Source organism: Fibrella aquatilis (assembly GCF_017353255.1).
Lineage (GTDB): Bacteria > Bacteroidota > Bacteroidia > Cytophagales > Spirosomataceae > Fibrella > Fibrella aquatilis.
Window position 1 is genome coordinate 25,198 of sequence record NZ_JAFMYU010000016.1, and the last position, 25,890, is coordinate 51,087.

Annotated in this window: 12 protein-coding genes; all 12 read left to right on the forward strand. The window is 60.4% G+C overall.

The genetic code is table 11. From position 1 onward, the window contains the following. The first annotated feature begins 49 nt into the window (after positions 1 to 49). Positions 50 to 175, forward strand: coding sequence for a hypothetical protein (locus tag J2I48_RS28490; protein WP_262899099.1), 126 nt, complete (start codon positions 50 to 52; stop codon positions 173 to 175). A gap of 118 nt (positions 176 to 293) precedes the next feature. Further along, a complete protein-coding gene (locus J2I48_RS18370) occupies positions 294 to 1,391 on the forward strand; it encodes a hypothetical protein (RefSeq protein WP_207336947.1) in 1,098 nt (365 codons plus the stop codon). Between the two features lie 27 nt (positions 1,392 to 1,418). Continuing rightward, positions 1,419 to 1,910 (forward strand): 3-hydroxyacyl-ACP dehydratase FabZ family protein, encoded by a 492-nt coding sequence (locus J2I48_RS18375; RefSeq protein WP_207336948.1) that lies wholly within the window; start codon positions 1,419 to 1,421, stop codon positions 1,908 to 1,910. Positions 1,911 to 1,922: 12 nt separating this feature from the next. Continuing rightward, complete coding sequence (locus J2I48_RS18380) at positions 1,923 to 3,185, forward strand: beta-ketoacyl-[acyl-carrier-protein] synthase family protein (RefSeq protein ID WP_207336949.1); 1,263 nt, start codon at positions 1,923 to 1,925, stop codon at positions 3,183 to 3,185. 12 nt (positions 3,186 to 3,197) lie between these two features. Continuing rightward, entirely contained in the window at positions 3,198 to 3,461 is a 264-nt protein-coding gene (locus tag J2I48_RS18385; RefSeq protein ID WP_207336950.1) for an acyl carrier protein, read from the forward strand. Beyond that, positions 3,448 to 4,125 carry a 4'-phosphopantetheinyl transferase family protein gene (locus J2I48_RS18390; protein WP_207336951.1) on the forward strand — a complete coding sequence of 226 codons (678 nt, stop codon included), beginning with the start codon at positions 3,448 to 3,450 and terminating at the stop codon, positions 4,123 to 4,125. The genes J2I48_RS18385 and J2I48_RS18390 overlap by 14 nt, the downstream gene beginning before the upstream one ends. After that, a complete protein-coding gene (locus tag J2I48_RS18395; protein ID WP_207336952.1) occupies positions 4,076 to 5,437 on the forward strand; it encodes a TCR/Tet family MFS transporter in 1,362 nt (453 codons plus the stop codon). Before J2I48_RS18390 ends, J2I48_RS18395 begins: the two co-directional genes overlap by 50 nt. 41 nt (positions 5,438 to 5,478) lie before the next feature. Next, a complete protein-coding gene (locus J2I48_RS18400) occupies positions 5,479 to 6,834 on the forward strand; it encodes a TolC family protein (RefSeq protein ID WP_207336953.1) in 1,356 nt (451 codons plus the stop codon). 143 nt (positions 6,835 to 6,977) lie between these two features. Further along, positions 6,978 to 8,015: an efflux RND transporter periplasmic adaptor subunit gene (locus J2I48_RS18405; RefSeq protein WP_207336954.1), complete on the forward strand. Its 1,038-nt coding sequence runs from the start codon at positions 6,978 to 6,980 to the stop codon at positions 8,013 to 8,015. 12 nt (positions 8,016 to 8,027) lie between these two features. Beyond that, a complete protein-coding gene (locus J2I48_RS18410; protein ID WP_207336955.1) occupies positions 8,028 to 11,144 on the forward strand; it encodes an efflux RND transporter permease subunit in 3,117 nt (1,038 codons plus the stop codon). 30 nt (positions 11,145 to 11,174) lie between these two features. After that, on the forward strand, positions 11,175 to 20,324 hold the full coding sequence (locus J2I48_RS18415; protein ID WP_207336956.1) for a non-ribosomal peptide synthetase: 9,150 nt from the start codon (positions 11,175 to 11,177) through the stop codon (positions 20,322 to 20,324). Positions 20,325 to 20,336: 12 nt separating this feature from the next. Then, entirely contained in the window at positions 20,337 to 25,883 is a 5,547-nt protein-coding gene (locus tag J2I48_RS18420; protein WP_207336957.1) for a non-ribosomal peptide synthetase, read from the forward strand. Positions 25,884 to 25,890: the final 7 nt, after the last annotated feature.

Below are 25,890 nucleotides of genomic sequence, written 5' to 3' on the forward strand. Positions count from 1 at the left end.
CCACCTTTGACCTGTTCAAAAAGCAAAAAACACTAAACCATTCACGACAATGAAAACGATCGCCGCACGCCCACAGTCACTTGTTCTCTCGGTTCGCAAAGTAGCTAAACTCAACGGACAAGGCCACGGTACAACAAAAAATGGAGGCCGTTCCATGACCACTATCTGGTTCTAAGCCAGTTGTCGCCCTGTCAGCCGATTACTTCGTACTGACAAAAGGGCTATTGGTATAATCTTTTTTGATCGGCACGCCGCCATTCAGTGCTTCGCAGACACATTACCCACTCGTTCAGATGATCACCATGCACGACTTCGACACAGATACATCACCTGCCACCGTCCGGCAACTGGACGAGATGCTGGCGGTGCTGCTGACAACAAGCACCGACGGGCCACTACTGAGCGACGCTGATACCTGGCTGCACTCGGTACTGCTGAACGAACCCGCTTGGGCGGTGGCCTGGCGAGCCATGCCTACGCCTGCCAACGGCCCCTCGCCCGCTTTGCTGATTGGGTTGCTGCTGGTGAAACGAAATGCGCTGGCCAGCGCCGACAGCCAGCCGATGGTACACCAGGCCGACGACTACCTCTACGACTGGCTGATGCACTGGCTTACCAGCACACCCGCCGCTATGCCGTCGGGTTGTGCTCTGGCGGTGCATTACCTTATCATCTCGCTCTGTCAGCTGCCGGTTGCCGACGGCCGGATGGCCAAACTGCTGCGGTTGCTGCAACACCAGCACCCCGCCGGTAGCTGGAACCCCGGCCTGGACCTGACTACCGAAATTGGGGCCACGGGCTGGCTGCTAACGCTGTTGAAAGCCCGTAGCTACTGCCTGACAGCTGACCAGCGTATAGCCAGGGACGTTAGTGATCTTGATCCGTATCTGGAGGCCTATGTGCGGTTTCTCTACACCCACCAGATACCCGCCACGGGTGGCTTCGAGTTCTCGTCGCTGTTTCCGGTGTCGGTGCGGCACGAAGAGTGGAACCAGGCCGACGAGCAGTCGTGGAGTCAGGGCGACCTGGGGCATCTGTTATTGCTACACGAAGTGGCTGGCCTGCAACACCAGGATCAACTCACCGAGTGGGCCAACCGCATTGGGGGCTACCTGATGCACCAGCGCCAGCAGGGCAGACTGACCCAAAAACAACCCGGCCTGCTCAACGGTATGGCTGGACTAAGCTTGCTCTACCGGCGGCTGCATGGCCTGACCCAGCAGCAAGCTTACCTGGCCGAAGCGCACTACTGGCTCGGCGAAGTGATGCAGGCGTTGCAACAGGGAGCGCTGCCCGCCGACGGGTCGTTCCGGTCGGGGCGGCTGGGTATTATCTGCGCCCTGAAACACTGGCTAGGCCAGGAAGCAGGCCTCGATTTGCTGCATCTATAAGCTTAACTTCTTAATCACCAACTACTTATGAACACTAGCTATCTGGCTCCGGCTGCTTCTGGTCCCGTTCGGGCGGCTATCCTGACGAGCATTCCGCAGCAGCAACCGTTTCGGTTTGTCGATGCCATCACCTACCTCGACGATACGCGGGCCGAAGGGAATTACCTGCTCGACAGCGATGCGTTCTATTTCAAGGGTCATTTTCCCGGCTACCCGGTGGTGCCGGGGGTGATCCTGACGGAAATCATGGCCCAGATTGGCCTCATTCCGTTGGGCATTTACCTGCTCCAGGGACCCGATTCGGGGTTGGTGCCACTCAATGCCCTGCCCGTGCTGACGGCCTCGGCCATGCAGTTCTATAAGCAGGTGACGGGCGGGCAGCGGGTGTACGTAACGTCGGAAAAGATTTTGTTCCGGCATGGCAAGCTGCGCTGCAAAGTGCGTATGCACGACCAGCACCACACCCTCCTCTGCGAAGGTGAACTGGCCGGAATGGTGACGAATATTCCACATAATTAAGCGCTTAAAGCCATGAGACGTGTTGTTGTTACCGGCCTGGGGGTGGTTGCCCCCAATGGCGCCGACGTGCCCTCGTTTACCCAATCAATCCGGCAGGGGCAGTCGGGCATACGGGTTATTCCGCAGCTAATGGATTGGAATTTAGGCTGTTGGGTGGCCGGTTGGCCCCAACTGGAAGAGGGTGTGCTGTCGGCGTATTTCACCGAAAACACCCTGAAAGCCCTCAAAAGCACCAACGTAATCTACGGCTGCGTAGCGGCCACCCAGGCCTGGCTCGACGCGGGCCTGACCATAGACCCCGACACCGTAGACTGGGACACGGGCTGCGTGTTTGGCACTACCTCCTGCGACACCACCGTGATGCGCGAGGCTGTCAACACGATTGACCGGATGGAGTCGCGGCGGCTGGGTACGCGGTTTATCGAGCAAACCATGTTCAGCGGGGTGTGTGCCTACGTGGGCGGGTTGCTGGGCCTGGGCAACCAGGTGTCGGCCAATGCGTCGGCCTGCGCCACGGGTACCGAATCTATTTTGCTGGCCTATGACCGCATTCGGCATGGCTACGCCAACCGAATGGTGGCGGGTAGCGCCGAGTCGGCCAGTCCGCACATCTGGGCGGCCTCCGACGCCATGCGGATTATCACCCGGCGGTCGAACCCGACGCCCGAAACGGCTTCGCGGCCTATGAGTGCTACGGCGGCGGGTTTTGTGCCCAGTTCGGGTGCCGGGGCGCTCATTCTGGAAGAACGCGACATGGCCATTGCCCGTGGGGCACGTATTTATGCCGAAATAAAGGGGGGCTACACCAACAGTGGCGGCCAACGCGACGGCGGCACCATGACCGCCCCCAGCCCGGCGGGTGTGCGGCGCTGCATTGAGCGGGCCATGGAACTGAGCGATATCAAAGCCGCCGACGTGGACCTCATCTGCGGGCACCTTACCTCCACCTTCGCCGACAAAGTAGAGGTGCGCAGTTGGGCCACGGTGCTCGACCGGTGGGGGGCAGATTTTCCCTACATCAATTCGCTGAAGTCCATGATTGGGCATTGTCTGGGCGCGGCGGGGTCTATTGAGTCAGTGGCGGCCATCCTGCAACTCCATCACGGGTTTGTTCACCCCAGCATCAACTGCGAGGACCCTCACCCCGAGATCGAAGCGCTCATCAGCCCCAGCCGTATTCCGGCCCAGCTGATCGAGCAAGAGATCAACACGGTTATCAAAGCCAACTTCGGCTTTGGCGACGTCAATTCTTGCATCGTTTTCACCAAACCATAATCAATTACCACTATGTCACCTGACGTTCTACGCGAAAAATTCGTCGCCATCCTCACGCCCTATATCGCCGACAAAGCACTGCTGACGGGCCTCAACAACGATACCCACCTCACCAAAGACCTGCACATCAACTCGGCCCACGTGGTGGATGTGGTGATTGACACGGAGCTGGAATTCGACATCGAAATCGACAACGACTCGATTGACCAGATGACCACCGTGGGTAGCTGCGTGGACCTGATCCTGGAAAAAATGCTGGTCGATGTGGCTCGGTAACGACCTCGTCTGCCTCACGGCCCTCCGGCGGCACGATCCCGATCATGCCGCCCGGTTTCGGCAAAAGGTGCTCACCCCCCACGAACAGCAGTTGGTGGTGGGGGCACCCCAGCCCGACCGGTTGCTGTGGCTGCTCTGGTCGCTGAAAGAGGCGGCCTACAAATACTGCCAGCAACAGCAGCCCTCGCTCACGTTTGTTGCCACGCGCTTCGGGTTGCTCAGCAGCCCTACTGTACCTGCCCCGCTGCCCGCCACCCACTGGCGCGACCACGGATTTGACCACCTCCCGGCCACCACCACCTGCCTGCAAACGCCCCTGGGCATTGCTTATGGCCGCACAGTGGGCACCCCAACCTGCCTCATGAGCGTGGTGGCGGGGTCGCTGGCAGCCCTCGAAACCGTACACTGGGAAATACGGCGGGCTGGTTCGGCCCCCGCTCAGCAGTCGGCGCAGGTGCGGCAGGCCGCCGCCAACCGTTTCCGGGCCGAGTGGGGTTTGCTGCCCGGCGTTCGGCTCACGTTTGAAAAAAATAAGCACAGCGCCTGGGGATCAGGCGGGCCGGTGCTGCACCTGAACAACCAGCCGCAGCCCTGCGCCATCTCGTTTTCGCACGATGCTCAGTACGTCGCCTACGCCTTCGCCAACCACTACGTCATTCACTAAGCTCACCGCCATGCCTTCGCCCAAACACTACCGACTCCTGATTCTTTTTGCCGTTGTGGTTATCGACGTCATGGGCGCTGGCCTCATCATTCCTGTGCTGCCCGATCTGGTGCAGCACCACCTGGGGACCACCACCGCCAACGCGTCGGTCTACGGTGCGGCCCTGCTCATTGCCTATTCGGTGATGCAGTTTGTGTTTTCGCCTATTATTGGCCGCCTCAGTGACCGGTATGGCCGCCGCCCCGTGATCCTGGCGTCGCTGGCGGGTTTCAGCCTCGACTATGTGGTTATGGCTTTTGCGCCGTCTTATGCCTGGCTGTTTGTGGGCCGGTGCGTGGCGGGCATTACCGGGGCCAGCATGACCACCGCCTTTGCCTACGTGGCCGACATCAGCACCTCCGCCCACCGTGCCCGCAACTTCGGCGTCATTGGCGCGGCCATTGGGCTGGGCTTCATTCTGGGGCCGGTGCTGGGTGGTTTTCTGGGTCAAATCGATCTCCAATACCCGTTTCTGGCGGCGTCGGGGCTAGCCCTGGTCAACGCCGTAGCGGCCTATTTCTTCTTGCCCGAATCGCTGGTAACGCCCCTGCGCCAACCCAGTCGGCTGGCGCTCACCAACCCCCTGGGACCCCTGCTGCGCCCCGCGCTCATGGGCCTGGCGGCGGCGCTCTTCTGTATCCAAATGGCCGAACAAACCCTGCCCAGCACCTGGGTCTACTACACCAAGCTGGCGTTTGGGTGGGGACAGCAGCAGGTGGGCTGGTCGATGGGGTTTGCCGGGCTGCTGATTGTGGGCGTGCAGGGCGTGCTGGTGCGGGTGGTGGTGCCGCGCTGGGGCGAGTTGGCAGCCATTACCTGGGGCTGTCTGGCCTGGGCGGTGGCGGCGTTTGTGTTTCCGTTTGTGGTGCAGGTGGGCTGGGTATACGCCCTCATGCTGCCCTATGCTTTTGGGGGCATTGTCACGCCTTCGTTGCAGGCCCTGCTTTCGCAACGCACCGATGCCGCCCAGCAGGGCACGTTGCAGGGCAGTTTGTCGGCGCTCACCAGCCTCACGGCGGTGGTGGGTCCGCTGCTGGCCACGGGCCTGTTCAGCTACTTCGCCGCCCGGTCGGCCTATCACTTTCCGGGGGCACCGTTTGTGTCGGCGGGGGGGCTGGTGCTGGCGGGTGGTTTGCTGGCCTGGCATAGCCTGCGCCGCCATCAACCCTCGCCAATGGCCGCGCCGGTGGCTACCGCAACGGCCAACGCAACAGACACCACCAATCTGGCTACTGCCCCGCCCGCCGAGGCTGAACTTGACCTGGTGGCTTAACCGATTTTTCTCCCGTGCTGCTTCTTAAACCGTTGATAATCATGCGATACCTACTATTTATTCTTTTTCTTAGCTCACTGGGGCTGCTACCCGCCCGCCCGGCTCTGGCCCAGCAGACGGTGCTGTCGGGTTATGTGCAGCTGGGTCTTCAGGCCGATCTGAACTTGAAACAGCAGCAGTTTCAGTTGCAAAAAGCCCTGCTCATGCTCGACGAAACCAGGACCGCCTTTCGGCCCACGGTGCAGTTCAATACCACCTATTCCACGGCCGTGGGTGGTCGTCAGATTGCTTTTCCGGTGGGGTCGTTGCTGAACCCGGTCTACACCACGCTCAACAAACTGACCGAGACCAAGCAGTTTCCTCAGGTGGCCGACTACAAAGAAAATTTTTACCCCAAAGACTTCTACGACACCCGGTTTCATACCATGATGCCCCTCATCAACGCCGAGCTTCGGCTTCAGCGCAGCCTCCAGGGCGAACAGATCAACGCCCTCAAAGCCGAGCAGGACGTGTATCGGCGCGAGCTGACGAAGACCATCAAAATGGCCTATTTCCAGTACCTCAAAGCCGCCGAAGTGGTGGTGATCTGCGAAACGGGCCTGCGCCTGCTCACCGACACTGAGCGCTTCAATAAGTCGCTGGTGCAAAACGGCAAAGCCAACCCCACCGTGCTGGTCAGGATGCAGGGCGAACTGGGCAGCGCCCGCCTCCGCCTGGAAGAAGCCCGCAGCGATCAGCAGCAGGCCGCGCTCTACCTGAACCACCTGCTCAACCGCGCCCCCGCCGAACCGGTCCTGTTTGATTCGACCTACCGCGCCACCCGCCCGCAAGCCCCCCTGACCGACGGCAACCGCGAAGAACTGGCAGGCCTGAGATCGCTGATGTCGGCGCAACAGCTTCAGCTTCAGGTAAATAAGGTGAGCAACAAACCTAAGCTGGGCCTCTCGCTCGACGTGGGGTCGCAGGGGAACGTGGCCACGCTGGCGGGTGGTGATCAGAACTTTCTAACCCCCAACGGCTTCATCCTGGCCGGTATCTCGTTCGACCTGCCGATTTACACGGCGGGGCGGCGGCAGCTGAAAATGGCCCAGAACCGCGCCGACATTGCCGCTACTGAACTGCGCCTGACCCAGACCCTCAACGACCTGAACGCCCAGATGCAACAGGCCGAGCTGGCTTTCCAGGCTGCCCTCACCCGCTACGACCAGCAGAAAGAACAGCAGCCCTGGGCCGACCGCTACTACCGTGACCTGATGAAGCTCTACCGCGAAGGCATGGTGGGCTACGTAGAGCTGCTTGACGCCCAAAATCAGGTGATGAAACAACAGATTGAACAGACACTACGCCTCTACGACGCCTGGATTCGCCTGGCGCAGCTGGAGCGGGTGAAAGGGTAAATGGTGAAAGAGCGAATGGCGAAAGAGCGATCTACGCACCCAACGCTGTTCACTTATCCATCCTCACCATTTGCCATCACCCTCGCCATTCGTTCTCTCGCTATTCACTCTTTCGCTATTTCACTCTCTCGCTCTTTCACTATATGAAACCGATTTTCATACTCGCCCTGCTGGCCACCATCTGGAGCTGCCAGTCGCCTGCCCCCACTCAGAATAAGGCCAACACTGGCCCTGATGCCATCTCCGTGCGCCTGCAATCGGTAGAGCAGGTGAGTGCTGCCGAACCCGTGGTGGCCACCGGGCTGCTGTCGCCCCGGCAAGAGGTGCGGCTGTCGTTTAAGGTGGGCGGCGTGATCAGCAAGCTCTACGTTCGCGAAGGGCAGACGGTGCAGAAAGGCCAACTGCTGGCCACGCTCAACACCACCGAACTCGACGCCCAGGTGGCCCAGGCCGGGCAGCTGTTCAGCAAAGCCGAGCGCGACTGGCAACGGACCCAGCGGCTCTATCAGGATTCGGTAGCCACGCTGGAACAGGCTCAAAATCAGACTACTGCGCTCGAAACATCGCGCCAGACACTGGCTATGGCGCGGGCCAATCAGGGGTTGTCGAGGTTGTATGCTACGCTCTCCGGCGTGGTGCAGGCCCGGCCCGTCAACGAAGGCGAACTGGTGTCGCCGGGGGTGCCGGTGGTGCTGGTCACGGGCACGGGCGTGTCTGACTGGGTGCTGCGTGTGGGGGTGGCCGACAAAGCCTGGACACGCCTGCGGGCTGGTGATCGGGCCGACGTTCGGCTCGACGCATTTGGCGGTGAACTGCTCCCCGCGCAGGTGGTGGCCCTCTCGCAGGGGGCCGACCCCGCTTCGGGGCTATACCAGGCCGATTTGCTCATCCGGGCCAGCCGCAACCGGCTGGTGTCGGGGCTGTTTGGCAAAGCCACGATCTACCCCGCCGGGCGGCAGTCGCTGGTGGCCATCCCCGCCGACGCCATCGTGGAAGGCGACAACGAGCAGGCCTTCACGTTTGTGAACGAAGGCAACATAGCCCGCAAACGGCAACTGCGCGTGCTCTATGTACGGGGCAACAAGGCCTTTGTGAACCTCACCGGAAACACCATTGCCGCTGTCATCACCGACGGCTCGGCCTACCTCGAAGACGGCAGCCCCATCCGGGTGGTGCAATAACCCTACGCTACTATGAACATCATCAAGTTTTCGGTCAAAAATTACCAGTTCACGCTGATCGTGTTTCTGGCGGTGCTGAGCATTGGGTTATATGCGCTCTTCACCATGCCCCGGGGCGAAGACCCGGAGTTCGAGTCGCCCCAGTATCTGGTTACGGTGATCTATCCCGGTGCCACGCCTGAGGATATCGAAGAGTTGATTATCAATCCATTAGAGCAACGGATCAACGGCCTCAGCGCCCTGAAACGGACGGCATCGGCCAGTGTGGAAGGGGCGGGGGTGTGTCAGGTCGAGTTTTCGTATAGCGAAGATCCTGACGCCAAATACCAGGAGGTGATGCGCGAAGTGAACGCCCTTGCCACGGTCTGGCCCAGCGATATTATGGACGTGCGGGTGCAGAAGATCAGGCCCCACGACGTGAACATCTACCAGTTTGCGCTGGTGAGCAACAGCCTTTCCTACGCCAAGCTCCAGGCCCACGCCGAAGCCCTCCGCAACCAACTCCGTAAGGTAGGCTCCCTGGCCGACGTCTCGATCTGGGGCCTGCCCACGCGGCAGGTGTCGGTGCGGTTGAACACGGGCAAAATGGCCCAGGAACGGGTGTCGGTAAACCAGGTGCTGGGTGCGTTGCAGGCCGAAAACATCAACCTCCCCGGCGGCAGCGTCGATTTGCTCACCAAGCGGTTTTCGGTGAAAACCACCGGCGGCTACAAACACCCCGACGAGATCAAAAATACCATCGTCTACTCAGACGGGCGGCGCGTGGTGCACCTCAAAGACATCGCCGACGTGCGCATCGACTACGCCCCGCGCACCCACCAGACGGCCCTCAATGGCCACCGCTGCGTGTTTGTAACGGCCTGCCAGAAACCGGGGCAAAACATTACGGCGGTGGGCCACCAGGTTACGCCGCTGTTTGCGGCCTTTAAAGCCAAACTGCCCCCTACCGTCGATGCCGTCAACGTGTTCGATCAGGCCCGGTCGGTAGATAAACGGCTGGGACGGTTCGCCACCGACTTTGGGCTGGCCATTTTGCTGGTGCTCATCACGCTCATTCCGCTGGGGTTCCGGGCCAGCCTGGTCGTGATGGTGTCTATCCCGCTGTCGCTGGCCATTGGGCTGGCTATCCTCTACGCGGCTGGCTTCACCATCAACCAGTTAAGCATCGTAGGCATGATCGTGGCGCTGGGTATCCTGGTCGACGACAGCATTGTGGTGGTCGAAAATATTCAGCGGCAGCTGCGCGGCGGACAGTCGCGGCAGCAGGCGGCCATTGATGCCACTCGCCAGATTGCCCCCGCCGTGGTGGGCTGTACGGTGCTGTTGTGCCTGGCGTTTTTGCCCATTGCCAACCTGCCCGAAGCCGCCGGGGCGTTCATCCGCAACCTGCCCGTGGCCGTGATGGCCACCGTGGGTGCCTCCATGCTCGTGTCGCTCACCATTGTGCCGTTCCTGGCATCGGTGGTGCTGGCCAAAACACACCATGCCGAAGGAAATATGGTGCTGCGGGCCCTGAATCGGCTTATTCACGCTACCTACGGCCGGTCGGTCGACTGGTGTTTGACCCACGCCAAGCTGACCCTGGTGATGGCCATGCTGGTGTTTGGGTCGGTGCTTTGGGTAGCCATAGATGCCCTGCCGATGAGCTTATTCCCGTCGTCGGAGAAGCCCATGTTTCTGGTGAACGTGAAAACGCCCACCGGCTCGAACCTGGCCGTAACCGAGCGGATCGTGAAGCAGGTAGAACAGGTGGTGCTGCGCCATCCCGACATCCAGAACGTGGCTACCAATATTGGCCGCGACAACCCACGGGTGTATTACAACCTGTTGCAGGGGGCCGAAGCCGCCAATACCGGTCAGCTGCTGGTGATGCTCAACGACATGGACACGAAGCACAAAAAAGCCATGATCGACCAACTGCGGGCGCAACTGGGGCAGGTGGCCAACGCCCGTGTGGAGGTGAAAGATTTTGAGCAGGGGCCACCGCTGTCGGCCCCCATCAACTACAACCTCTTCGGCGATAACCTCGACACGCTACGCCGCGCCGCCCAACTGGTAGAGCAGACCCTGAAGCGCAACCCCGCCACGATCTACGTCGAAAATCCGCTCAATTTCCAGCCTACCGACCTGAAAGTGAGTGTAAACAAAGAAAAAGCCGGGCTGCTCAACATCAGCATTGCCGACATCAACCGGGCCATTCGGCTGGGGGTGGCCGGGCTGACCATCGGTAGTTTCAAGGGCGAAGACAGCCAGCATCCGTACCCCATCAACGTGTCGGCTGGCACCAACGCCCCCACTGATTTCGACTTCTTTGACCAGCTCTACGTGAACAATGCGCTGGGCACGGCCATTCCGCTACGGCAAGTGGCCGACCTGCACCTGAGTCCGTCGCAGACCCAGATTTACCACAACAACCGCGACCGCTTCGCTACGGTGTCGTCGTTTGTGCGGTCGGGCTATACGGCCTCGGTGGTGAACCGCGAGCTGGTGCAGGCGCTGAAATCCCTGCGGTTGCCCGAAGGAGTGACGCTGAAAGTGGCGGGCGAAGCCGAGAGTGTCGACAGTTCATTTGGGGGCATCGGGGTCATTGTGCTCGTCACACTCTTTGGCATGATTGCCGTGCTGGTGCTGGAATTTGGCAGCCTGAAATCGACCCTGATTGTGCTGTCGGTGGTGCCGTTGGGCATGGTAGGGGCCATTGCCGCCCTCATGCTGGCCCACGAAACGCTATCGTTTACGGCGGTGGTGGGTTTTCTGGCACTCATTGGCATTGAAGTGAAAAATTCACTGCTGCTCGTAGACCACACCAACCGGCTACGCGAGGCGGGCTGGGAACTGACGGCGGCCATTCGGCGGGCGGGCGAGGTACGGTTTGTGCCCATCCTGCTTACCTCACTCACGGCCATTGGCGGGCTGCTGCCACTCATCATCGAATACTCGGACCTGTATTCGCCGCTGGCGCTGGTGCTGGTGGGGGGCATCATCAGCTCTACGCTGCTGGCCCGGCTCGTTACGCCGGTGCTCTACCAGCTCATGCCCCCGGCCATTGCCCTGCCCGCCCAAAACGCCCCGGCCGACCCCGCCGCCAGTTTCATCCACGAAGACGAAGAATGGGCCGTACCGGCCTGATTACCACTATTCTAAACGCCCTGTAAAGCCATGAGCAATCCCGTTGCTACCCAAATCCGTTGCGAGTGGTTACCACTCCACCCTGCCCAGCAGGACGTCTATTACGACCAGCTCGTTAACCCCGCCAGTCCACATTACAACACGGGGGGCTACGTGGTCATCCGGGGTGAGCTAGACAAGGCCCTGTTGCAACAGGTGGTGGCTCAGGCACCGGCCACCTTCGACGCGCTCCGCCTGTCGTTCGACTACAGCCAGCCCACGCCCGCCTGCCGGTTTGCGCAGGAGTTTGAGCCACTGCCCCTGCCTTCCATCGATTTCCGGGGGTTCGACGACCCAGCCAGCGAAGCCCGCCACTGGATGCAGGCGCGCTTTGACCAACCCTTTGACCTACAGACCAATGTGCTCATGGAGCAGGCCCTGCTGGTGGTGGCCGATACCGAACACTGGTGGTTCAACCGCTACCATCACCTCATCACTGACGCGTCGGGCTTTGCCATCGGAGCTAACTTTGTGGCCCGGTCCTACACGGCCCTGAAACTGGGTACGCCCCTGCCCGCTGCCGACGACTACCCGCCCTACGAAGCCGAAATTGCCGCCAGTGCCAACTACCAGCAGTCGCCCGCCTACCCCCGTGACCGGGCCTACTGGAACACCAAATTCGCCGACGCCCCACCCGCCCTGCTCACCCGCAAACCCACGCCGACCAACGGGACCAACGAGGGCAGCGACAGCCTGGTGCTGGAAATTTCGGACGACCTGCGCCGCACCTTCGACCAGATTGCCGCCGAAACCGGTACCAGCCTGCAACAGCTGACCATTGGGGCGCTGATGCTCTATTTTGGCCGGCTAAACCCCCATACCGACCTGGTGCTGGGTATTCCGACCTATAACCGTCGCAAGCACCAGTGGAACGTGATGGGCATGTTTGCCGGGCTGATTCCCTTTCGCGGCCACTACCAGCCCAACCAGACCGTAGGCGAGCTGCTCCGCGACGTGCGCAACCAGCAGCTGACTGACTACCGCCACCAGAACTACCCCATCAGCCACCTCAACCGCGACCTGCACCTGCTGCAACAGGGCCGCAGCCAGCTCTTCGACGTGGTGGTGAACTACCTGCTGCTCAACTTCGACCTACAGTTTGGCCATGTGGCCGCCCGCACCCACGATTTGCTGAGCCACCAGGTAGAAAACCCACTCCAGTTTTGGTGGCGCGACTACGGTGCCCGCCAGCCGCTGGAACTGCGCGTTGACTTTCAATATGCCTATTTCACCAAAGAAGAAGCCCGCCAACTGGCCGACCGGCTGCTGTTTGTGATGGCCCAGTTTGCCAACCAGATCGACGTGCCCGTGGCAAAACTGGCCCTATTAGATTCGGGCGAAATAGCTCAATTACAGTCGTTTAACCCGCTGCCAACGCCGCGCCCGGTGGGGCAGACGTTGCTGAGTGAACTGAACCGGCAGGCCCTGAAAACGCCCACCCTGCCCGCTATTGAACTGGCCGGCAACACGCTCACCTACGCCCAGTTGCACCAGCAGGCCAACCAATTGGCCCACCGGCTGCGGCAGGCCGGAGCCGGGCCGGGCACCACCGTGGCCATTGGTCTGGAACGCACCCTGAACCTGTTTGTGGGCCTGCTGGCCGTGCTGAAAACGGGGGCTACCTACGTGGCCATTCCCCCCGATTACCCCACCGACCGCCAGCGGTTTATGCTCACCGACAGCGGGGCCACCCTCTGGCTTACCGAACTGACCGACGAACTGACCGACGCCCCAACCTGCCCGCGTATACACCCTGCCAGTAAGGACGAGGTCGGAAAGGATCAGGCGAATGTTAAACCTGATGTTAATCTCCTGGCTACCGACCCGGCCTACCTGATCTACACCTCCGGCTCGACGGGCCAACCCAAGGGTGTGGTGATTTCGCAGGGGGCGGTGCTGGATTATTGCCTCACCTTCGGGGCCTATTTTGAGCTGACTCAGGCCGACCGCGTGATTCAGCAGGCCTCCATTGCCTTCGATACCATGGTGGAAGAAATCTTCCCCGCCTGGCTATGCGGGGCGTGCGTGGTGCTGCTGAAAGAAGGTGGCCGCGACGTAGAAACATTGGCTAACGAACTAACCAACAATGGTATAACGATACTCAGTACTACCCCCTCGGTGATTCAGTGGCTCAACCGGCACGTGACCGACCTGGGCCAGCTCCGCTACCTCATCAGCGGTGGCGAAGTGCTGCACCCCGCCCACATCGACCGGCTGCTGGACAAAGTAGCCGTAGTGAATACCTACGGTCCCAGCGAGTCGACGGTGTGCGTGACCTATAACCGGATTGCCGATTTGGCCGAGGCCGCCCTTCTGGGTCAGCCCATTGCCAACCGCGACGTGGTGATCCTCAACGAAGCGGGCGACCTGCTGCCCCTGGGGGCCGTGGGCGAACTGTGCATTGGTGGCGCTGGCCTGATGACCGCCTATCACAACCAATCCGACGGCACCGCTGCCCGGCTGGTGGCCAACCCGTTCAACCCCGCCGCCAACCTCTACCGCTCTGGCGACTTGGCCCGGTGGCTGCCCAACGGCACGCTTGAGTACGTGGGTCGGCGCGATGACCAGGTGAAAATCAGGGGCTACCGGATCGAACTGGGCGAGGTAGAGGCCGCTTTGCAGGCCGTGGCAGGCGTTTGTCAGGCCGCTGTGGCCGTACACACAGGCACGGGGTCGCCCCGGCTGATGGGCTATGCCGTGGTGCTGGACGGCACGTCGGCGGTGGCTATCCTGGCTGAGCTGCGGCACGTCCTGCCCGACTACATGCTGCCTGCACAGGTGGTGTTGCTGACCGCGCTGCCCCTGCTGGCCAACGGTAAAGTAGACAGGAAAAACCTGCCTGCACCCCCTGCCGCCGACCTCGACGCGCCCGTGACAGCGGCTACCAATGACGTTGAATATCAGCTGGTTACAATCTGGCAAACCCTTTTCGACCGGATGCCCATTGGTATTCACGACAACTTTTTCGAACTGGGCGGCGATTCTATTCTGACCATTCAGGTGGTGAGCCGGATGCGGCAGGCGGGTTACTCCCTGCAACCCCGCCACCTGTTCGACTTTCCGACCATTGCCCAACTGGCCCCCCACGTGGGCCGCGATGAGTCTGTGACCGCCGAGACGGGCCTGCTGGTAGGGGAGGTGCCCCTGCTGCCTATTCAGCACCAGTTTTTGGCCGAAAGTCCCGCCGCCGAATCACACTACAACCAGACGGTGCTGCTGGCTGTGGACAAGACCGTGCCGATGGCGTGGCTGGAAAGGGCTTTTGCCCTGTTGCTGGCACAGCACGATGCCCTGCGGCTGGTGTTCGACCAGTCTGACGAGGGCATCTGGACGCAGCGCTACGCCGACAACGCCCCCAACCCCGTGGCCCAGGCAGACCTGCGCCACACCACCGACTGGACCGCCGCGCTGGCCGACGAAAGTGACCGGGCGCAGGCGTCGCTCAACATCCGCACGGGTCAGTTGCTGCGGTGCCTGTTGTTGCAAACCCCTGATCACGAACCCCAAAACCGGCTCCTGCTGGTGGTGCATCACCTGGCCGTAGACGGCGTGTCGTGGCGCATTCTGCTCGACGAACTGCTGCTACTCGTCAGGGCGCAGGCGGCCGGGCAACTCCTGGCGCTGGGGCGCAAAAGTGCCTCCTACCGCCAGTGGGCTGCGTACCTGACCGACATGGCCCAGCAGGAAAAAACGATGGCTACGCTGCCGTACTGGCAAAACCTGGTGGCCGACCAGCTGGCCTTACCCACTGATTATCCGGTGGTTACGGCCACCATGAGCCAGGTGAACACCCTGCGGCAGCAACTGCCCGCAGCCCTCACTACGGCCCTGCTCACTACCGCCCACCGCCCTTACCAAACCCAGATTGATGATCTGCTGCTGACGGCCCTGAGCCAGACCCTGACCCACTGGACAGGCTACGACCGGGTGGTGATTGGTCGTGAGGGTCACGGCCGCGACGATGCCGCCGATGCCCCTGACAGCAGCCAGACCGTGGGCTGGTTTACCCTGTACTACCCACTGGCGCTGGGTCACGACCGCGCCGCCTCTGACCGGCAGTGGATTCAGACCGTGAAAGAGCAGATTCGCACGGCCCCCCGCAATGGCCTTGGCTACGGTGCCCTGCGCTATCTCCACCCTGATGCCGACGTCCGCAACAGCCTGCACCACGCCACTGAGGTTACCTTCAGCTACCTCGGTCAGTTTGACCGGCACCCCGAACAAACCGACTGGTTTGCTGCGCCAGGCCAGCCCGCTGCCAGTAGCTCAGCAGCCGACAATCGGTTTGGGGCCAAGTTTGCCATCGCCTGTAGCGTTCAGGACGGGCAGTTGCTGGTTGACTGGCAGTATGCCACCACGCAGTATCAGGAGGCCACCGTGGCAACCCTGGTGAACACATTCATAGCCAACCTAACCCGGCTGACGTTGCATGGCAGTGCGCTTACGCAAACGCTGCCAACGCCCTCCGATTACCAGCTGGCCGGGTTGGCTTCGCAGGCGGAACTAGATGGTTTCTGGACAGAAAATAACCTTCCTGATACCGTAGAGGCTATTTATCGGCTTAGTCCACTTCAGGAAGGTATGCTATTTCACAGCCTCTACGACGCCACGTCAACGGATTATATCGACCAGATTCGGTGTACCGTCGAGGCCTTTCCAGACCCGGAACGCTTCCGGCAAAGCTGGGAGCAACTGGTGCGTGAACACACCATTCTCCGCACGGCTTTTCCGCACAGCGCTTTTGAAACACCCCTTCAGGCTGTTTACAGCCACGCCGACCTGCCTTTCCGGTTTATCGACTTGTCGGCGCTGTCAGCTACAGCCCTCACGGCCCGCGTGAATGAGCTAGCCGAAGCCGATTTGCAGGCTGGTTTTGATCTGGAAAAACCCCCGCTGCTCCGCGTAACGGTGCTGAAACGCACACCAACCACCTGCGAACTGATCTGGACCAACCACCACCTGCTCATCGACGGCTGGTCGCTGCCGGTGATGATGAAAAAACTCATTGACCGGTATGTAGCGCTCCTCCAGGGAGAGCAGCCCGTCAGCAAACCCGCTGACCGATATGAAGACTTCATTCGTTTGCTGGAAAACCGTCCGCAACAGGCCGAAGACTTGTTCTGGCGTCAGTACGTGGCCAATGTCGACCAGCCCACGCTGTTACCATTTGCGGCCAATCGGCAGGCGCGCAACAAGGGCAAAAGCGCTACCAGAAACGTAACCTGGACAGCCGATGCCGCCCTGACCGGGCAAATCAAGGCGTTTTTGCTCACCCAGCACCTTACCATCAACACGCTTTGTCAGGGCGTATGGGCTATGTTGCTGGGGCATTATACCCAGCGGCCCAACGTCACCTTTGGCGTTACTGTGTCGGGACGTATGGCAGAACTGGCCCAGGCCGAAGAGCGCATTGGCCTCTATATCAACACGTTGCCGCTCTGTGTTAGACTCAATAACGACACGCCGGTGACGCAGTGGCTGGCCGACCTGCAACAGCAGCAGGCTACCATGCGCGAATTCCAGCACAAATCCCTGCGGAGTATTCAGCAGTTGACCCAACTGTCCGGCGACTGGTTCGACAGTCTGATGGTGGTTGAAAACTACCCCATGGCCAGCCTGACCAACTACCACGCCGCGTTTCCAATTACCGAGGTGCGGCTCAAGGGCGAAACCAATTTCATGCTTACGCTGGTGGTGTATCCAGAACCTATGCTGGCCATTCAGTTTGGGTACCAGACCAGCTTGCTCGACGAGGAGGCTATGGAGCAGATCATCTCCCAGTTCGACCATACCCTGCGTCAGTTGGTGAGCCAGCCACAACAGCCCGTTGGGGCCGTAGCGGTGATCACGCCGGTTGAATGTGAATTTTTGAAAACAGTTGGTAGTCAGTTGGTTAATTACAAAAACGGCAGCTACACGGTGGTTGATCAGGTGGTCTGGCAGGCGCAACAAAAGCCGCAGCAAACGGCCCTGGTGTTTGGCCATGAGCAACTGACCTACCGCGCCCTGAACCGGCAGGCAAACCAACTGGCGCACTACCTCACCAGTCTGGGCGCTGGTCCCGGGCAGTTGATCGGGCTGTGCGTAGAGCGGTCGCCGTACCTGCTCGTCGGGCTGCTGGCTATCCTGAAAACCGGGGCCGCCTACATACCCATCGACCCGGCCACCCCTGCCGAACGGGTGCAACACATGCTCGACGATGCGGCGGCTACCCTGGTGCTCTGTCAGCAACAGACGCTGGCTAAGCTGGAAAACGAAGCGGGGCGGCGCTGCCTTTGTCTGGACCTGCCCGGTGGCTGGCTGAATCAACCCGATAGCAACCCGGTAACGCTACCCACGACGGACGATCTGGCCTACTGCCTCTACACGTCTGGCTCGACGGGTCGCCCCAAGGGGGTACGCATCAGCCATCGGAGCCTGACCAACTACCTGCTCACGTCGCAGGCCCACTACCTCGACGGGGCATTGCCCAACCAGACCGCCACGCTGATTCACCTCAACATTGCCTTCGATGCCTCGGTGACGGCGCTGCTGGCACCGCTCATGGCGGGCAAAGCCAGCCTGATTGCGCAGGGTGATGCCCTCAGCGTATTCAACGATCCTGCCCTCTGGCAGTATGCACCCTACGATTTCATCAAGCTTACGCCCGCCCAGCTGCCCCTGCTGGCCATGGCGCTGGAACTGAACCCCGACTGCCCGCCCCTGACCCGGCGGCTGGTGGTTGGTGGCGAAGCCCTGCTGCCGGTACAGTACCAGTTCTGGACAGAAAACCCCAGTCAGCCCGTTACGATCATCAACGAATATGGCCCCACCGAGGCCACCGTGGGCTGCTGCTGGTACGCCTTTCAACCGGGTAAGGGTGAGGTAGTTACGGCGGGCGGTGTGCTCATTGGTCGACCTATGCCCAACGTGCAGCTGTATGTGCTCGACCAGCAAGGACAGATGGTATCTCCGGGCGTAACCGGCGAACTCTATATTGGCGGTACGCAGGTGGCCGACGGCTACCAGAACCGGCCCGACCTCACGCAAGAACGTTTTGTGATGCACCCGCTGGGACGGCTCTACCGCACCGGCGACCTGGCCTACTGGACCGCCGACGGCGAACTGGCCTACTGTGGCCGGGCCGACGACCAGATAAAGCTCCGGGGCCATCGCATTGAAATTGGCGAAATAGACGTGGTCTTGCAGGCCGCGCCGGGGGTACTGGCGGTGACCGTGGTAGCCCAACGCGACGGGCAGACCGTGACCGGACTGGCGGGGTACGTGGTCCTGGCAGAAGACGGTTCGCTGGAGGCCGTACAGGCCTATGCCGCCGCCCACCTACCCGCCTACATGCTTCCTAAGTGGTTGGTGGTGGTTGACAAACTACCACTTACGGCCAACGGCAAAATAGACAAACGCGCACTGCCCCCGGTTAGCAGCGTGGCGCTGCCCAACACTCCCACTGGCCCAACGCGCCCCGCCACCGCCACCGAAGCCACGCTGACCGTGATCTGGCAACAGGTGCTTGGCTTGCCCACGGTGGGGCTGTTCGACAATTTCTTTGAATTGGGCGGCGACTCGATCCAGTCGATTCAGGTGGTTAGCCGCGCCCGGAAAGAGGGACTAACCTTATACCCGAAAGACCTGTTCGACCATCCCACCATTGCCCAGTTGGCGCTGGTGGTTGGCCAGAAAACGGTGCTGATGGCCGAACAGGGTATGTTGTCGGGTAGTGCCGACCTGATGCCCATGCAGCAGGCGTTTCTGCAAAACGACGGCCTGGTGCGGGATCACTTCAACCAGGCAATGCTGCTCAACGTGCCCAAACGCGTTAGTCCCGGCCAACTGGCCGAAGCCCTGCTGGCCCTGATGCACCACCACGATGCCCTGCGGTTTCGGTATGAACAGCACCAGGAGCAGTGGCAGCAACACTACACCCACGACCCCACCACGCTGCTGCTGGAAGACCTGACAACCACCCCCCTGGCCCACCTGTCTACTGCGCTTACCGCCGCCTGCCAGCGCCATCAGGAGTCGCTGAATATCGTGACGGGTCCGCTGCTGCGCTTTGTGTGGTTCAACACCCCCGACGCCCACAATCGGTTGCTGCTGGTCATGCATCACCTGGTTGTCGATAGCCACTCGTGGGCCATTTTTCTCCGTGATCTGGCCACTTGCCTAACGGCAGCAACGGCGCAAACAGCCCCCGACCTGGGCCAGAAAACAATGTCTTACCGGCAATGGCAGGCGGCGCTGGCTACCTACGCCACCACCGGGACCACCCACCAGCAGCTACCCTACTGGCAGGCCATCAGTGCCGAAGCCAAACCACTGCCCACCGATTTTCCGCTGGCCTACAGTGATGTCGATCAGGTAGTTACGCACGAATTCAGTCTCGATGCCCCTACTACCGCAGCGCTGCTCCACGAGGCTCACCAGGCCTACCATACCGACGTGCAGACGCTGTTGCTGGTGGCACTGGGGCAGACCGTAGCCAACTGGACCGGCCGCCAACAGCTTACGCTGGGGCTGCAAGGACATGGCCGCGACGCCATTGCCGACCAGATCGACGTGAGCCGAACCGTGGGCTGGTTTACAAACCAATACCCGGTGGCGCTTGCCATTGGTACCGACGATTCGCTGCCGTACCTGATCCGGTCGGTAAAGGAGCAACTCAAGCGCGTGCCGGATGCCGGTATTGGCTACGGTGCCCTGCGCTACCTACACCCCGATGCCGCCGTGCGGGAGTCGCTGAACAACGGGCACACTTTTACCCTGCGGATGAATTACGTGGCCCCGGATGAGCCAGTCGGCCCACCCACAACCGCCTGCTTTAGCACCGCCCATGAGTCGGTGGGGAGGTTGATAGCGGGCGACAGTGCCTTCGATAATCAGTTTGACCTTCATTTTTTCGTGGACGAAGGTCGCTTGCATGGCCACTGGCGGTATGCTACCAACCAGTACATGTCCCAGACGGTGAGCCGGTTGGCCACGCAGCTTTGCCACCACCTGACCACCGTTGTGCAGCATTGCCTTGGCCAGCACCAAACCCGCCTGTCGCCGTCAGACTATGGCCTTGGTGATACGCTTAACGTGCAGGAGCTGGACGCACTCCTTACGGCAATCGATTCGACCACCAGCGACGTACTCGTTTTCTAACTGCACTACCCCATGAAAACCAACGAATTTATTCAGTTACTCCAGGCTCAGCAACTGACTCTACTGGCCGATTCGGACCGGCTGCTGTTGAAAAGTGAACGCGGGCAGCTGAACCCGGCCACCATTGTCAACTATGCTGAACTGGTGGCGTATATCAAAACCCGGAAGGCCGATTTGCTGGCCCACCTGGCGCAGTCGCCCATGGTGGTCAATGCCCCGGTGTCTCCCGCCGTTAGTGCCGTTTATCCGCTTAGTCCTCTACAGGCAGGCCTGTTGTTTCATGCCCTCTACGACCAGCAGACGTCAGACTATATCGAGCAGTTTAGCTGCACCCTTACCGGCGCTATCGACGTCGACGTGTTTAGCCAGGCATGGGGCTGCGTGATGGCCCGGCATACTAGTTTCCGAACTAGTATGCACACCCAAAATCTGGCTACGCCCGTGCAATGTGTACACCGGGCGGTGGCCGTGCCCTTCCGGTTTGTCAACTACACAACCCTGCCGTTGGCTGAACAGGCCGATCGGTTAACCCGGTTCATGACTGAGGACTACCAGACCGGGTTCGACCTGGAGCGGCCACCGCTGATGCGCATCACCCTCATTAACCTGGGGGCCGGTTGCCACCGCCTGGTCTGGACCGTCCACCACCTCATCATCGACGGCTGGTCGGTGCCGGTTGTGTTGCAGGAACTGACGGCCACCTACCAATTACTGTTGCGAGGCCAGGCGCTGCCCACACTGGACGAAGACCGCTACGAAAGTTTCATTGCCCACATTCGTGCCCAGCCCGCCGCCAATGCAGAGTCGTTTTGGCGCACCTACCTGGCCAACGTAGAAACCCCCACTTACCTGCCGGGCTTACCACCCGCTACGGCTACGGCGGCAGACAGCCGGTGTAACGACCGGCGTTACCTGTCGCTGCCAGCCGCACAAACCGCTCGGCTCCAGGCCTATGTCCAGGCTAACCGGTTGACTGTCAATACGCTGCTACAGGGTGCCTGGGCCTTTACGCTGGCAGCGCACACCGGCCAGACAACCGTTACGTTTGGCGCAACGGTATCGGGGCGCCCTGCCGAGCTTGAGCACGTGGAGCAAAAAGTGGGACTGTTCATCAATACCATCCCGCTGTGCACCACGCTCCGCAGCGACCAGCTGCTTCAGGATTGGCTGGGCGCTATTCAGCAGGGCCATTCGGCCGCCCGCGAGTACCAGCACACCGCCCTTTCACAAATTCAGCACCTGGCGGGTATCCGGGAAAGTCTCTTCAATTCCATTCTGGTGATGGAAAATTTCCCCCTGCATGCCCTGGCAGCACAGGCGGACGGCCTCACGATCAGCGACGCACAGCTGCGCCAGCAAACCAACTTTCCGCTCACGCTCATTGCCGAAATGAACGAGACGCTGACCATTGAATTTAACTACAAGCCAGCCCTGTTCGACGGCCCCCTGATAGACCGGGTAATTGGGCACGTGCAGTGTTTGCTGGGCCAGTTCGCGGCGGCAGATCAGCACCTGACCATCCGTGACCTGAACCTCCTGACCGTCGAGGAGGAACAACAGGTGCGGCAGCTGGGCGAGCCACGGCCAACGCTGTATTCGCCCGGTACCCTGCTCGATGTGGTGGCGGAAGCTGGTCGGCTTTATGCCGCCAGACCGGCCGTGATCTGGCAGGACCAACGGGTTTCGTTTGCTGAACTGAACCAGCAGGTTGACCAGTTGGCGGCCTACTTGCTGGCCAAAGGCGTTGGCTCCGGTCAGGTGGTAGGCATTTGCCTGGAGCGGACACCACGGCTGCTGGTGGGTATGCTGGCCCTGCTAAAAACGGGTGCTGCCTACACCCCCATCGACCCCGAATATCCCGATGAGCGCATCGACTACATCCTCAACGATGCCAGCGTGAGCCTGTTTTTGTGTGAATCAGCCACGTACCGGCCGTCGTTTAACAGCCTGACTGCCCGTTGTTTATTGCTCGACACCCGCCTCGAACCCGTTGAGGCCGGTGGCCGGTTTCCCGTTATCGAGCCAGCCAGCCTGGCCTACATTCTGTACACGTCGGGGTCTACGGGGCGGCCCAAAGGGGTACGTATCAGCCATGGCGCACTAAACAACTATGTACGTACCACCCAGGTCTACGTCACCGACGAACGCCCCAACCAGGCGGGTACCTATTTCAACATGTCGGTCAGCTTCGACATGTCGATCACGATCCTGTTTACGCCGCTGCTGGTGGGCAAACCCATTGTAATGGGTACCGGTGACACGGTTTCGCTCTTCGAGGACCCCACTTTTCTGGCCCATGCTCCCTACGATTTTCTGACCATGACACCCACGCAGTTTACCGTGCTGGACGAATTTTTGGCCCAGCGTAACGACCCCTGGGTGGCTGATCGCTACGTGCTGGGTGGTGAGCCGCTGCTGCCGTCGCACTACCAGCGCATACGGGAAAAAGGCATCAGCGTGGCCATGACCAACCTCTACGGGCCTACCGAAACGACGGTGGCGTCCAACACGTATCATTTTAACACACAAGACGTTATTGAGCAAACGGCGGGGTGCGTCGTTATTGGCCGACCCTTGCCCAACGTAAACCTGTACGTGCTCGACGCGCACGGCAAACTGGCCTTACCCGGTGTGCCTGGCGAACTGTACATTGGCGGCATTCAGGTAGGGGCTGGCTACCAGAATAAACCCGCCATAACCCGGCAACGCTTTATTGACCATGCCCTGGGACGGCTCTACCGCACCGGCGACTTGGTGGCTTGGCAACCCAGCGGCAACCTTGGCTTTCTGGGTCGCAACGACGATCAGGTGAAACTGCGGGGCTACCGCATTGAACTGGGTGAGATAGAAGCCGTCTTGCGGCAGGCCCCCGGTGTGAAAAACGGGGTGGTTGGTACTCGGCTGCAAAACCAGACCGTAACCGGGCTAATTGGGTATGTAGAGCCAACCGAGACCTACAACCAGCGGGAGGTGATCGCTTTTTTGCGCAGCCGACTGGCGGTTTACATGGTACCGGCCACGCTGGTCGAGGTAGCTAAGATTCCGCAGACGGCCAGCGGCAAAGCCGATAAAAAAGCCCTGGCCTTGCTTGGCCAGACGACCAAAACCACACAACCAGTGGATATGGATGCCCTCACGCCCGTTGAACACCAACTGCTGCTTATCTGGCAGCAACTGTTACGGACCGACGCAATCACGGTTGACAGTGACTTTTTTGAACTGGGCGGCGACTCTATCGGGGTGCTTCAACTCGTCAACAGGGCCAGAACGGGTGGTCTCTACATAAAACCGCAGACCCTGCTGGCCCATCCTACCATTCGGGAATTGGCCCGGTGCATTGGTACGCCCGTAGCGGCTAGCGGTGAACAGGGGGTGCTCACGGGGCCGGTAGATCTAATGCCCATTCAGCAGTATTTTCTGGAAGAAGGCATGTCGGCGCACTACAACCAGGCCGGTCTGCTCAAACTAGATAAGCGAATCGACCAGCGTATGATGGCGGTGGTGGTGCAGCAGCTGGTGGCTCAGCATGATGCGCTACGGCTTGCCTATCGTGTGCTGCCAGGGGGTTACGAACAAGTATATACCGATGCGGCGGGGCAACTCACGGTCGAGGACCGGAGCGAGGTGGAACCACAGGAACTGAAGGCCGCAGTCACGGCTATCTGTGCGCATTACCAGCGGTCACTCGCACTCACCGATGGGCCTATATATCGCTTTGTCTGGATCAAGATGCCTGCGTCTGAATCGCACAACCGGTTGTTTATGGTGGTGCATCACCTGGCTATCGACGGGGTATCGTGGCGTGTGCTGCTCGACGACATGGACCAGTGCCTGACCGCCACAATGAGCGCTAAAGACGTTGTATTCGGTCCCAAAACACACGCCTACCGGCAGTGGGGCGTTGCCATGCGCCAGTTTGCCCTACAACCAGCGGTCGTGCAACAACGTGACTTCTGGCAGTCGGTGGTGGCTGATGCACAGCCATTGCCCGTTGATTATCAGCCCACGGAAACGGTCACGCACCAGTCTACCACAACCCTGTCGGCCAGTTTGCACAGTGCCCAGACGCAACAACTCCTGCAAACCACACTTCAGGCCTACGGGGTAGACATCAACGAGTTGCTGCTGACCGTTTTGTGGCAGTCGTTTACGGCCTGGAGCCAGCAACCTACCCTGGTGCTGGGACTGGAAGGACACGGCCGGGAACCCATCGATGCCGACACCGACGTAGCACAAACGGTAGGGTGGTTCACCAACCTCTACCCGGTACGGCTGTCGCTGGGCGATGCCGCTACCGCACCCGCTGCCCTGTTGGCCGCCGCCCGGCAGCAGCTGAGGCTTATTCCGGATAAAGGCATGGCCTACGGAGCGCTTCGTTACCTGCACACAGACCCAGCGGTACGCGCTTCGATGAAACAGCATACCGCCTGGAACGAACTGATTTTCAACTACCTGGGGCAGATGGATAACGTTATCCAGGAAAGCAAGTGGATGCAGCCTACCACTGAATCGGATGAGCCTATTGGTGATTCCATTGACCCTGCCCGGCCGCTTACTACTAAAATGACTATCGCCGCCTTTGTGCAAAACGGGCAGTTTACCATTTCGATAACGTATTCGGACAGGCAATACGCCGCCAACACCATCGGCGCATTAGCAACGTCGTTTATCGGGCATCTCCAGCAGTTTATTAGCCGGCAACCTACCTGGTCCCGTAGCCTGGAGCAGGCCGACGACATCACAAACCTACATGTGGTGTGCCTGCAACCAGATGGCACCGACCTGCCCGTGTTTATGGTGCCGGGTGGCTACGGACAGGCTGATTTCTATGCCGATTTAGCCAACGCCTTTGGCCCCAGTCAGCCCTTCTACGGCCTGCAAACGCTGGGTACGTTGCCCGGCGAAACGCCACAGGAGTCGGTAGAGGCCATTGCCCAACAAAACGTGGCCTGGTTACGGGCCACGCAACCGCAGGGTCCATACCGGCTGATGGGCCATTCGTTTGGTACGCGGGTGGCTTTTGAAATGGCCCTCCAGTTGGAGTCGGAGGGGGAAACGGTTGATTTTCTGGCCGTGATTGATGAGCCTGTAGCGAAGCCAGTGCTAGACCGAAGCCAGAAATACGAAAAGCTGATTGGCTACCTCGATAGCTACGTCACCCAAAATGCCCTGCCACTACCCACCGGCTGGCAGCAGGCACTCTACACCCAATTGCCGCTCAACACACTGCACGAAACCTGGGCTGCCTTCATAGCGCAGCTGGCCCACTTTGGCATCGACCAGACCTTTATTGCCCCGTTCGAACAAATGCTGAAAGTGGCCATTGCCGGCCTGAACGTCAGCTACATGCCCACTCGAAAGATCAACGCGCCGATTTGCCTACTCAAAGCCGACGATTCCAACTGGGACGGCCACAGCCCCGACCTGGGCTGGGCCACCTGCACCGATCACCTTCAGGTGGTATCGACCCCCGGCAACCACCTCACCCTGCTGATCGACGAACGCGCCGCTCAAACGGCCGCCGTGCTGCTACAACAGATGAACGCCGTACTGGCCTAACCCCCCC

Coding starts and splice junctions, on each gene's coding strand:
- J2I48_RS28490 (WP_262899099.1), top strand. CDS start 50: ATGAAAACGATCGCCGCACGCCCACAGTCACTTGTTCTCTCGGTTCGC.
- J2I48_RS18370 (WP_207336947.1), top strand. CDS start 294: ATGATCACCATGCACGACTTCGACACAGATACATCACCTGCCACCGTC.
- J2I48_RS18375 (WP_207336948.1), top strand. CDS start 1,419: ATGAACACTAGCTATCTGGCTCCGGCTGCTTCTGGTCCCGTTCGGGCG.
- J2I48_RS18380 (WP_207336949.1), top strand. CDS start 1,923: ATGAGACGTGTTGTTGTTACCGGCCTGGGGGTGGTTGCCCCCAATGGC.
- J2I48_RS18385 (WP_207336950.1), top strand. CDS start 3,198: ATGTCACCTGACGTTCTACGCGAAAAATTCGTCGCCATCCTCACGCCC.
- J2I48_RS18390 (WP_207336951.1), top strand. CDS start 3,448: ATGTGGCTCGGTAACGACCTCGTCTGCCTCACGGCCCTCCGGCGGCAC.
- J2I48_RS18395 (WP_207336952.1), top strand. CDS start 4,076: ATGCTCAGTACGTCGCCTACGCCTTCGCCAACCACTACGTCATTCACT.
- J2I48_RS18400 (WP_207336953.1), top strand. CDS start 5,479: ATGCGATACCTACTATTTATTCTTTTTCTTAGCTCACTGGGGCTGCTA.
- J2I48_RS18405 (WP_207336954.1), top strand. CDS start 6,978: ATGAAACCGATTTTCATACTCGCCCTGCTGGCCACCATCTGGAGCTGC.
- J2I48_RS18410 (WP_207336955.1), top strand. CDS start 8,028: ATGAACATCATCAAGTTTTCGGTCAAAAATTACCAGTTCACGCTGATC.
- J2I48_RS18415 (WP_207336956.1), top strand. CDS start 11,175: ATGAGCAATCCCGTTGCTACCCAAATCCGTTGCGAGTGGTTACCACTC.
- J2I48_RS18420 (WP_207336957.1), top strand. CDS start 20,337: ATGAAAACCAACGAATTTATTCAGTTACTCCAGGCTCAGCAACTGACT.